Genomic DNA, 10,813 nt, shown 5'->3' with positions numbered 1-10,813 from the left:
CAGGGCCTGGAAGACCAGCAGCAGGTGCCGCTGGCGGCGCTGGTGGACGAGGTGCTGCTGGCCCAGAGCGCGCGCATCGAAAGCGCCGGCCTGCACTGGACGAGGCCCGCTCCATGGAGGCGGACGCCGATGCGGAGGCGGGCACCGGCGCGGCCCAGGACCGCGCCGGGACGCCACCCGCGTACGCCGCCGACCCCGAGCTGCTCCGCGCCCGCGTCGCGGCCGCCCGCCGGGCCCTGGACGACCTGGAGCGGGCGCTGGCCGCCGCACCGGACGCCGTACTCCCGGATCAACCGGCGGGCGACCTGCGCACCGGGGTGTCCGGGAGCCGGCTCCACCCGTGACCGTGGCGCCGGCGGACGAGGACCCGGCCTTCGGCTCCGCCCCCAGTCGGGCCTCGCGCTCGGCGGTGGTCCGGGGACGGTCCGCGAACTCCCGCAGCCGGGGGGCCGGCGCGTCGGGGTCCCGCGCCGTCGGCCCGGACGCGGTGAAGCGGCCACCCGGCCGGGAGGCCCGCGCCTCTCAGCCCGCGTCCCCCCGCGCCGCCGCCACCGCGACCTGGTGCAGGGTCCTGCCCGTACGGGCGGACCGGGCGTGGTACGGGTCCGGCGAGCCGGGCCGGTCGCGTACGGCGAGGCGGTCGTTGGCCTTGATCAGCAGCCACGCCTCCCGGCCGCCGCTCCCCGGCTCGTCGCCCACCCGGAAGCGGGTGAGCGCGAACTCGCCGTGCAGCTCGGACCCGTGGAGCCAGAACGTGGCGTGGCCGAGCTCCAGCGACCTGGCGAAGGGGACGGCGTCGCCCTCCCGGTCGTGGCCGAGCGGCTCGTAGGTCCCCTGGTCCCAGACGATGACCGTGCCGCTGCCGGACTCGCCCCGCGGAATGACCCCCTCGAACGCGCGGTACTCCAGCGGGTGGTCCTCCGTCTCCACGGCGAGGCGGCGGTCGCGCGGGTTCTCCGAAGGGCCGCGGGGGACCGCCCAGGACTTGAGTACGCCGTCGACCTCCAGGCGGAAGTCGAAGTGCATGCGCCGCGCGTCATGGATCTGCACGACGAAATGAGGTCGCGGTACGCCGTCGAAACGGGGCCGCGGTACGCCGTCGTTCCGCATGCCGTGCTCCCTTTGCCCGCACCGCCCGGTCCCGCCGTGCTGCCCGGTGCAGCCCGGCCGCGCCACCGGGTCGGTATTTCCACTCTGCGGTCGTCCGGAGGGAACCGCACGGCGAACCCGGATGCCTTCATGTGCATATGCCCTTGGCATGGTCCGTTCGCTCACCGGTCTGGACCAGGTTATTGACGGCTCCTTCGGCACTCCCTTAAATCAAGAATTGAAATATGCACCCGAGGTGTTCGTCCCAACCGTTCACCTCTCGGTGCCAAACTGTCATGTTCATGTCCCCCCACGAAGTGATGTGATGACCGTGCCCCACCCGCACGAAGCCGTCTTGGCCCCGCCCGCCCGCCCCCGCTCCAGGCGCCGCCGCACCGCGCTCTACGCGGCCTCCCTGCTCTGCTGCTCCGCGCTCCTGGCCACACTGCCCGGCGGCGCCTCCGCGGCCCCCGCGGACGCCCCCGCCCCGGGCGCGGCGGCCGTCTCCTTCGCCGACGAGTTCGACGGGCCGGCCGGCTCGGCGGTCGACGGCTCCAAGTGGCAGCTGGAGACCGGCGACAACGTCAACAACCACGAGCGGCAGTTCTACACCGGGGGCAACAGCAACGCCGCCCTCGACGGCCAGGGCAACCTGGTGATCACCGCACGCAAGGAGAACCCCGGCAACTACCAGTGCTGGTACGGCACCTGCGAGTACACCTCGGCCCGTCTCAACACGGCGGGCAAGTTCACCGCGGCCTACGGGCACGTCGAGGCCCGGATGAAGGTCCCGCGCGGCCAGGGCATGTGGCCCGCGTTCTGGATGCTCGGCGACGACTTCGGCAACGTCGGCTGGCCGCAGAGCGGCGAGATCGACGTGATGGAGAACGTCGGCTTCGAGCCCGGCACGGTCCACGGAACCCTGCACGGACCGGGCTACTCCGGCTCCGAGGGCATCGGCGCCGGATACACGCTGCCGGACGGGGCCGCGTTCGCCGACGACTTCCACACCTTCGCCGTCGACTGGGCCCCCGACTCCATCACCTGGTCCGTCGACGGCAACGTCTTCCAGCGGCGCACCCCCGCCGACCTGGGCGGCAAGGAGTGGGTGTTCAACAAGCCCTTCTTCCTCATCCTCAACCTCGCGGTCGGCGGCTACTGGCCCGGCGACCCCGACGACTCCACCACCTTCCCGCAGCAACTGGTCGTCGACTACGTCCGCGTGACCACCAACGACTGACGGTCCGCACGGACGAGGGACGCGACCCGCGGGCCGCGGTGAACCAGCAGCTCCGGTGCCTGTGCGTGGGGTCCTCCACGCCCAGGCACCGGCCCCACCCGGATACGTACGGGCATCGCCCCCATCCCTGAACGGACGGATACCCCATGACCGACACACCGCCCCCGAGACCCCCCGCAGCGCCGCGCCCCCGGCGCGGAGGCTCCGGCCGGCCGCACCGGCCCGGGACGCTCGGGCGGCTCCGCAGGCTCGCCCTGCCGGGCCTGTCGCTCGTCGCCATGGCCGCGTTCCTGAGCCCGGCCGCACCCGCGACCGCCGTCGAGATCGCGGCGGTCGGGCAGATCACCGGCATCGGCGGCAAGTGCGTCGACGTGGCCGGCGCCTCCTCGGTCAACGGCACCGCCGTCCAGCTCTACGACTGCAACGGGACGGGCGCCCAGCAGTGGGACGTCCGCTCCGACGGAACCGTCCGCGCGCTCGGCAAGTGCCTCGACGTCAAGGACGGGGCCACCGCCAGCGGCACCGTCGTTCAGCTGTGGGACTGCAACGGGAGCGCCGCCCAGCGGTGGGGGATCTCCGCCGCCCGCGACATCGTCTCCGTCGCCGCCGACAAGTGCCTGGACGCCACCGGCAACAGCTCCGCCAACGGCACCCGCCTCCAGATCTGGACCTGCACCGGCGCCGCCAACCAGAAGTGGACCGCTCCCTCCGGCGGCGGTGACCCCGACCCGGGCGGCGCCCCGATGGCCGTGGCGCCCTACCTGTACAACGGCTGGGGCAGCCCGCCCTCCCCGACGACCGTGATGAACGCGACCGGCGTCAAGTGGTTCACCCTGGCCTTCGTCCTGAGCAACGGCTACTGCAACCCCCAGTGGGACGGCCGCCGTCCGCTCACCGGTGGCGTGGACCAGCAGGCGATCAACACCGTACGGGCGGCGGGCGGCGACGTGATCCCGTCGTTCGGCGGCTGGAGCGGCAACAAGCTGGAGAGCTCCTGCGGCAGCGCCGGTGAACTGGCCGCCGCCTACCAGAAGGTGATCAACGCCTACGGGCTCAAGGCCATCGACATCGACATCGAGGCGGCCGCCTACGACTCCCCGGCCGTCCAGCAGCGCACGGTCGACGCCCTGAAGACGATCCGGGCCGACAACCCGGGCATCAAGCTCTACATCACCTTCGGCACCGGCCAGAACGGCCCCGACAGCAGCCTCATCAACCGGGCCGCGCAGGCCGGTCTCACCGTCGACAGCTGGACGATCATGCCGTTCAACTTCGGTGGCAACGGCCAGAACATGGGCACGCTCAGCGTCCGCGCCGCCGAAGGCCTCAAGACGGCCGTCAAGAACGCCTACGGCTACAGCGACGACCAGGCCTACCGGCACACCGGCATCTCCTCGATGAACGGCACCACCGACGTCGGCGAGACCATCACCGTCGCCGACTTCCGCACGATCCTCGCCTACGCCCAGCAGCGGCACCTGGCCCGGCTGACCTTCTGGTCCGTCAACCGCGACCGGCCCTGCACCGGCGGCGGCGCCGACACCTGCTCGGGTGTCGGACAGCAGCCGTGGGACTTCACCAGGGTCCTCGCGCAGTACCGGGGCTGATCCCCGGCCCGCCCCCTCCGGGGCGGCTTCGAGACGGTGGTCGGCGGCAGCGGTGCTCCTGCCGCCGCCCGCCCCTTTTTACTTCTACGACATGAGAAGCGGAATAGCATGATCCCCATGGAACAGCGCACACTCGGCAGGACCGGCCGTGACGTCTCGGTCGTCGGACAGGGCACGTGGCAGCTCGGAGGCGACTGGGGCGAGGTCGAGGAGAGCGACGCCTTCGACGTCCTCGACGCGGCCGTCGACTCCGGCGTCACCTTCTTCGACACCGCGGACGTGTACGGAGACGGCCGCAGCGAACAGCTCATCGGCCGCTACCTCAAGAACCGCCCGGACGCGAACGTCTTCGTCGCCACCAAGATGGGCCGCCGCGCCGATCAGGTCCCGGAGAACTACGTCCTGGACAACTTCCGTACGTGGAACGACCGTTCCCGCGCCAATCTCGGGACCGACACCCTCGACCTCGTACAACTGCACTGCCCGCCCAGCAGCGTCTACTCGTCCGACGCCGTGTACGACGCCCTGGACACCCTGGTCGACGAGGAGCGGATCGCCGCCTACGCGGTGAGCGTCGAGACCTGTGCCGAGGCGCTGACCGCCATCGCCCGCCCCGGGGTCGCGAGCGTGCAGATCATCCTCAACCCGTTCCGCCTCAAGCCCCTGGACGAGGTCCTGCCGGCGGCGGCAGCGGCGGGCGTCGGCATCATCGCGCGGGTTCCGCTCGCCTCCGGACTGCTCTCCGGGAAGTACACCAAGGACACGGTCTTCGGCCCCGACGACCACCGCACGTACAACCGGCACGGCGAGGCGTTCGACCAGGGCGAGACGTTCTCCGGCATCGACTACGCCACCGGCATCGCCGCCGCGGCCGAGTTCGCGGAGCTGGCCCCCGAGGGCGCCACCCCCGCGCAGACGGCGCTGCGCTGGATCATCCAGCAGCCCGGAGTCACCAGCGTGATCCCCGGCGCACGCTCGGTGGAACAGACCCGCGCCAACGCGGCGGCCGCCTCCCTGCCGCCGCTGCCGCAGTCCACGCTGGACGCCGTACGGGAGCTGTACGACCGCTCCATCCGCCCGGAGGTCCACGACCGCTGGTGACCGGCGCCGGGACGAGCAGGACTCAGTCGTCCTGCTCGTCCCCCTCCTGCTCGTCCCCCTCCTGCTCGTCCTCCTCCTGCTCCTGGCCTCCGCCCTGCTCGTCCCCCTGCTGCTCCTGGACGTCCTGCGAGGTGGGGCCCGGGGCGGGGGTGTCGGCGGAGCTGGAGTCCGGCGAGAACAGGACCATCCCCAGATAGACGGCCGCCAGGAACGTCGCCGTACCCGCGATGGCGCTCGCCACCCTCGGACGACGGCGGATCGCCTCCCGCGTGCTGCGGCGGCGGGCCGGGGCGGACCGGGAGGCGGTACTGCGTCTTCGCCCCGTGGGCTGTGGCAGCCGGTACGTCGAAGGGCCGGCGGGGCCCGCGGGGGCCGCCGGCGCGGACGGCGGGGGAGGCGGAGCCGGAGCCCGGCGGGACGTGGGCGCCGGGACGGGGAGGGGCTCCGCGCGGCCGCGCCAGGCGTCGGTGCGGAACCAGTCGGAGACCTGCTGCGCGGTGGGCCGCTCCTCGGGCTTCTTGGCCAGCAGGCCCAGGAGGTACGCGTCGAAGGCGGCCGAGATGTCCACGCCGCGCTGCCGCAGCGGGACCGGCGGGGTGTCGACATGCTGGTACAGCGTGGCCGTCGCGGTGTCGGACTTGAACGGCGGCTGCCCCAGCAGCAGTTGGTAGACGACGCAGCCCAGCGAGTACATGTCGGACGCCGAGTCGGCGGTACGTCCCAAGGCCCGCTCGGGCGCCAGGTAGAGGCTGGTGCCCACGATGTGCCCGGCCGTCGTCAGCGCGGTCGACGGGTCGTCGACGAACTGCGCGATCCCGAAGTCGCCGATCTTCACCGAACCGTCCGCGTCCAGCATCAGGTTGCCCGGCTTGATGTCCCGGTGGACGATGCCCTGGCGGTGCGCGGCGGCGAGACCGGCCGCCGCCTGCTCCGCGATCCGCGCGACCTGCTCGGGGTGGACCCGCTCCTGGGCGGCCAGCAGATCACCGAGGCTCTGCCCCTCGACCAGCTCCATCACCAGGAAGAACCGGTCCTCCCAGGCCCCGAAGTCGAAGACGGCCACCAGGTGCGGGTGGCTCAGCCGGGCGGCGGTCTGCGCCTCCAGCCGGAACCGGGCGGTCGACGAGGCGTCCGCCTGGTCCGCCAGCAGCAGCTTCACGGCCACGGCGCGGCCCAGCACCTCGTCGGCGGCGCGCCACACCTCGCCCATGCCGCCACGGCCGATGGGGGATATCAACCGGTACCGACCAGCTACCAGCACCTGTTCACCTAACTCGAATCGAGGCCCGCTCCGACTGCCGGTCCACCGCGCGGCGGCCTGCCCCCTCAGGGGCCCTGCGCGGCGGAGTGAACGACATGATCAGGATATCGGTCCGCGGGGCCGCCGATGTCCCGACGGCCCTCCGCCGAGGCGCGGCTGACGGCCCGGCACGTTCAGGAGCCGGCGCCCGGCCCGGCCCCGCCGAGCAGCCAGCCGTACGCGGCCTCGGCCGTGAACGCGGACTGCCCCTGCGCGAACAGCAGATCCGCGGCCTTGAACGCCGGGTCGCAGGCGGTGGCGGGCACATAGGGGATCGCGATGCACCGCATCCCCGCCGCACGGGCGGCCGCGGCCCCCGGCGGCGCGTCCTCCAGCACCACGCAGTCGGCCGGCTCCGCCCCCATCCGCCGGGCCGTCTCCAGGAACACGTCGGGCTCCGGCTTCCCGCGCGCGACCTCCTCGGCGGAGACGTACAGCGGGATGTACGCGTCGAGCCCGGTGACCGCGAGCACCGCCCCGATCGCGGCCCGGGAGGAGCCGGAGGCCACCGCCATCGGAACCCCGGCGCCGTGCAGGCGCTCCACGAAGGCCCGCATCTGCCCGAACACCTCGGTGGAGGCCCCCGCCAGCTCCAGGTAGAGCGCGTTCTTCCCGGCGAGCAGTTCGTCCACCGGGGCGTCGATCCCGTACTCGGCGCGCAGGGCGGTCAGGGTCTCGCGGGTGCCGATCCCGATGAAGCGGGTGTGGTCCTCCCAGCTGAAGTCCGTCACCCCGTACCGGGCGAGCAGCCGGCGCCCCGCTTCGTAGTAGTTCGGTTCGCTGTCCACCAGCGTTCCGTCGAGGTCGAAGATGACGTGGAGGCCGGGTCGAGAGGTCATGGCCTCAGCATGCCGCAACGGACCCGTCGGCCGGGCCCCCGGTGCGTCGGACGGCCTCCGGCCCGTCGGCCGGGGCCGGTCCGGCGCCGGCTCAGGTGGCCCGGTCGCCCGCCGCCCGTCCCACGGATTCGACCAGCGGGAGCACCCGGTGCGCCACCCGCTCGCGCAGCGCCACGTCCGTCCGCGTCCGCACGACGCCCGGCAGCTGGATCAGCCGCTGGATCACGTCCTCCAGATGCCCGTTGTCCCGGGCCACGACCCGGGTCAGCAGATCCCCGCCGCCGGTGGTCGAGAACGCCTCGATGATCTCGGGAACGGCCGCCAGCGCGTCGCCGACCTCCACCAGATGCCCCTGGGTCACCTCCAAGTGGACGAAGGCCAGGACGGGATGGCCGAGTGCGGCGGGGGAGAGGACCGGCCCGGTACCGGTGATGACCCCGTCCCGCTCCAGCCGGTCGAGCCGGGCCTGAAGGGTGCCGCGGGCCACCCCGAGGATGCGCGCGTACTCCCGCACGCTGGTGCGCGGCTGCTCGATCAGCAGGCGCAGGATCCGGGTGTCGAGAGCGTCCACGGCCATGGTCCGCCGGTCTCCTTCCGGTCAGGGTGGTCCGAGATGGTCCGTTGGCCTTCCCCTGGCCCACGGATCTCGCTGACAACTATGCCATTGGCCCACCGGTTTCGCCCCCGTTTGATCCATGCGCCTCCTGGATGCTCTGATACTCATGTCGATGGCGCTGCGGATCTCCGCGGCGCCTTTTTCATGCCGGACGCGCGGGACCCACGGGCGACGCGGAAGGGGAGCAGTGTGCTGAAGAAGGTGTTCGTGGCGCCGGACCCGGGGCGGGTCCGGCTGCGGTTCGCCGCCCGCGCCGTCGTCGGGATCGGGCTCGCGGTCGCGCTGTGCGGGCTCGTCGGCCACTCGCTCGTCGCGGCCATCACCGGCGGCCTCGCCGCGCTGCTCGCCCTCTTCACCGTCACCGACGCCACCGTGCGCCGGCAGGCCGTCACGACCGCCCTGCTCCCCGTCGCCGGACTCCCGGTCCTCGCCGTCGCCGCCGTGCTGCACGACCGGCCCGTCGCCCGCGATCTCGTCTTCCTCGCCGTGATGGGCGCGGGCGTCTACGCCCGGCGCTGGGGGCCGCGCGGGCACTCGCTGGGCGTCTTCGCCTTCATGACCTTCTTCGCCGCCCAGTTCCTGCACACGGTGCCCGAGCAGCTGCCCGAGCTGTACGCCGCCGTCCTGCTGTCCGTGGGCGCCTCCTTCGCCGTCCGCTTCGGCCTGTGGTGCTACGAGCGACGGCTGCCCGTCGTGGCCGCCCCCGCTCCTCCCGAGGGCCGCGGGCTGGCCCGCGTCACCACCCGGCAGGCGGTGCAGGCCACCCTGGGCGGCGCTTTCGCGCTGGGGCTGGGCCAGGCGCTCTCCGACCAGCGCTGGTACTGGGCCGTCGGCGCCACCTGGTGGGTGTTCGTCAACACCACCTCGCGCGGCGAGACCCTCGTACGCGGCTTCCGCCGGGTCCTGGGGACCGTGATCGGCATCGCCGCCGGCTTCCTCGTAGCCATCCCGCTCGACGGCGCCGGAGCACCGACCGCCGCCCTCGTCGCGGTGAGCGTCTTCGGGATCTTCTACACGGCGGCGGTCTCGTACAGCTGGATGATGTTCTTCGTGACCGTCATGGTCGGCATGCTCTACGGGGTCCTCGGCGTCCTGGACGCCTCCCTGCTCTGGCTCCGGGTCGCCGAGACCTCCGTCGGCGCGCTCGGGGCGGTGCTGGCCGTGCTGCTGGTCCTGCCCGTGACGACCCACGCCATCACCGACGCGTGGATCCGCAAGGCGCTGGTGTGCGTCCACGCCTGCACGGCCGAGGCCGCCGAGCGCCTCGCCGGCTCGGTGAGCGCGGACCCCGCCCCCCACGTCGCCGAACTCGACGTGCTGCTCGGCCGGGTCCGGCTCTCGCTCGCGCCGCTGGTGCACCCCCTGAGCCCGCTGAAGGCGCGCAAGGCGCGGGCGCGCCAGGTGCTCGCCCTGCTCGACGACTGCGTACGCGAGGTGCGCGGCCTGGCCTCCATCGCCGCCGACCCGGCAGCCTCGCACGACGCCCGGCTCTCGGCCGCCTGCTCCCGGGTGGAGGAGGCGGTCGAGGAGCTGCTGCGCCAGGAGAACCGGCAGGCGCGCGGAGCCGACGGCGCCGGTGCGCAGTCCGGGGCCGTCCTGGACCACCCCGCCCTGGCCCACCTGCACGGCCTGGAGCGTGCGCTGGCCGACCTCGCCACGCCCCTGCACAGCTCGCCGCGGGCCCCGATCGCCGCCTGAGTACGCCGTGCGCCGCCCGGGGCTCTCCCGTGGATCGGCCGGGACCCCGGAGTGGGGCCGGCTGCTGCCTGCTACCGTCGGCCCGAAGATCACGGCGACGGTGAAGTGGGGCAGTGCGATGGGTGGAAGCAGCACCGGACGGGCATACATGGGGTCGTTCACCTCGGAGGGGGGCCTGGGCGTCACCGTCGCGGAGGTGGACCGGAACACCGGAGCGCTGACCGTGCTCGGGTCGTCGGACGCCGTGCCGGACCCGTCGTTCCTCGCCCTCGGACCGGGCGGAGAGGCCCTGTACGCGGTCGGTGCGAGCGCCCCGGGCTCGGCGGCCGTCTTCGACGTCGGCGGCGACGTACCGGCTCTCCGGGGCCCTGTACAGCCGGTCGACGCCGACGGCCCCACCCACCTCGTGCTCGCCGGGGACCACCTGGTCGTCGCCAACTACGGCTCCGGCAGCGTCACCGTCCTGCCCGTCCTCGCCGACGGGTCGCTCGGCGAGCTCACCTCGGTCCACCGCCACGAGGGCAGCGGACCCCAGACCGACCGCCAGGAGGGCCCGCACGCCCACCAGGTGCTGATCGACCCCTCCGGCCGCTGGGTGGTCAGCGTGGACCTGGGCACCGACTCGGTGTGGATCGGCGCCCTGAACCCCGCCACCGGCGCCCTGGAGCCGCACGGCGAGAGCGCGCTGCGTCCGGGCACCGGGCCGCGCCATCTGGTCTTCCACCCCTCGGGGCGCTACGCCTACGTCCTGAACGAGCTGGTGCCGACCCTCACCGTGTGCCGCTGGGACGCGGAGGCGGGCCGCCTGGAACCGCTGGGGGAGACGTCGGTGCTGCCCGAGGGCGACGCCGGGTCCGCCGAGGGCTCCGTACGGACCTACCCGTCCGAGGTGGTCGTCGCGCACGACGGACGCTTCCTGTGGACCGCCAACCGGGGCCACGACAGCATCTCGGTGCTGACCCTCGACGAGACGGGCGAGAAGGCCGCCCTGGTGGCGACCGTCGGCTGCGGGGGCCGCTGGCCCCGCGACCTCACCCTCGACCCGAGCGGCCAGTGGCTGTACGCGGCCAACGAGCACTCCGGGAACGTCAGCTGGTTCGCCGTGGACGCGGAGACGGGCGTCCCGCGGCACGCGGGCTCCGTCGAGGTCCCGGCGGCCTCCTGCGTCGTCTTCGACTGACCCGGGGCCGTACCCGGGAGGACCGGAGACGGATAGTCCGGGGACGGGCAGTCCGGAGACGGAGAGCCGTGGGCCCGGAAGGCGGGGGACCGCGGAGGCCGGATCACGGAGAGCCGCGGCCCGGACCGGAGGGATCATCTGGC

Annotated in this window: 10 protein-coding genes; 6 read left to right on the top strand and 4 right to left on the bottom strand. The window is 73.3% G+C overall.

Translation table 11 applies throughout. From position 1 onward, the window contains the following. Nucleotides 1–113: 113 nt before the first annotated feature. The gene (locus AB0917_RS31410; protein ID WP_366823092.1) at nt 114–344 is read left to right on the top strand and encodes a hypothetical protein; all 231 of its coding nucleotides are present in this window, start codon (nt 114–116) and stop codon (nt 342–344) included. A gap of 178 nt (nt 345–522) precedes the next feature. Here the strand turns inward: AB0917_RS31410 and AB0917_RS31405 are convergent, their stop codons facing one another. Next, on the bottom strand, nt 523–1,110 hold the full coding sequence (locus AB0917_RS31405) for a DNA polymerase ligase N-terminal domain-containing protein (protein ID WP_366823091.1): 588 nt from the start codon (nt 1,108–1,110) through the stop codon (nt 523–525). Nucleotides 1,111–1,414: 304 nt separating this feature from the next. On the opposite strand from AB0917_RS31405, the gene AB0917_RS31400 reads away from it, so the two are divergent. The 3 genes from AB0917_RS31400 (at nt 1,415) to AB0917_RS31390 (ending at nt 5,037) form a co-directional block, all read left to right on the top strand. Beyond that, on the top strand, nt 1,415–2,329 hold the full coding sequence (locus tag AB0917_RS31400; RefSeq protein WP_366823089.1) for a glycoside hydrolase family 16 protein: 915 nt from the start codon (nt 1,415–1,417) through the stop codon (nt 2,327–2,329). Nucleotides 2,330–2,607: 278 nt separating this feature from the next. After that, the gene (locus AB0917_RS31395) at nt 2,608–3,936 is read left to right on the top strand and encodes a ricin-type beta-trefoil lectin domain protein (protein WP_366823094.1); all 1,329 of its coding nucleotides are present in this window, start codon (nt 2,608–2,610) and stop codon (nt 3,934–3,936) included. 108 nt (nt 3,937–4,044) lie between these two features. Continuing rightward, nucleotides 4,045–5,037, top strand: coding sequence for an aldo/keto reductase (locus AB0917_RS31390; RefSeq protein WP_366823088.1), 993 nt, complete (start codon nt 4,045–4,047; stop codon nt 5,035–5,037). A 22-nt stretch (nt 5,038–5,059) separates the two neighbouring features. Here AB0917_RS31390 and AB0917_RS31385 read toward each other — a convergent pair whose 3' ends face one another. The 3 genes from AB0917_RS31385 to AB0917_RS31375 form a co-directional block, all read right to left on the bottom strand. After that, the gene (locus AB0917_RS31385; protein WP_366823093.1) at nt 5,060–6,247 is read right to left on the bottom strand and encodes a serine/threonine-protein kinase; all 1,188 of its coding nucleotides are present in this window, start codon (nt 6,245–6,247) and stop codon (nt 5,060–5,062) included. Nucleotides 6,248–6,471: 224 nt separating this feature from the next. Beyond that, nucleotides 6,472–7,176 (bottom strand): HAD family phosphatase, encoded by a 705-nt coding sequence (locus AB0917_RS31380; RefSeq protein ID WP_366823087.1) that lies wholly within the window; start codon nt 7,174–7,176, stop codon nt 6,472–6,474. Nucleotides 7,177–7,267: 91 nt separating this feature from the next. Beyond that, nucleotides 7,268–7,753, bottom strand: coding sequence for an Lrp/AsnC family transcriptional regulator (locus AB0917_RS31375; protein WP_366823086.1), 486 nt, complete (start codon nt 7,751–7,753; stop codon nt 7,268–7,270). Nucleotides 7,754–7,981: 228 nt separating this feature from the next. Between AB0917_RS31375 and AB0917_RS31370 the strand changes: the two genes are divergently transcribed. Both AB0917_RS31370 and AB0917_RS31365 read left to right on the top strand, forming a co-directional pair. Then, nucleotides 7,982–9,490 carry an FUSC family protein gene (locus tag AB0917_RS31370; protein WP_366823085.1) on the top strand — a complete coding sequence of 503 codons (1,509 nt, stop codon included), beginning with the start codon at nt 7,982–7,984 and terminating at the stop codon, nt 9,488–9,490. 118 nt (nt 9,491–9,608) lie between these two features. Beyond that, nucleotides 9,609–10,670 carry a lactonase family protein gene (locus AB0917_RS31365; RefSeq protein WP_366823084.1) on the top strand — a complete coding sequence of 354 codons (1,062 nt, stop codon included), beginning with the start codon at nt 9,609–9,611 and terminating at the stop codon, nt 10,668–10,670. Nucleotides 10,671–10,813 lie beyond the last annotated feature (143 nt).

It is taken from the genome of Streptomyces sp. NPDC007346 (assembly GCF_040703535.1).
Lineage (GTDB): Bacteria > Actinomycetota > Actinomycetes > Streptomycetales > Streptomycetaceae > Streptomyces.
The sequence above is the reverse complement of the archived record's forward strand: the minus strand, read 5'-3'. Positions and strand labels throughout refer to the sequence as shown.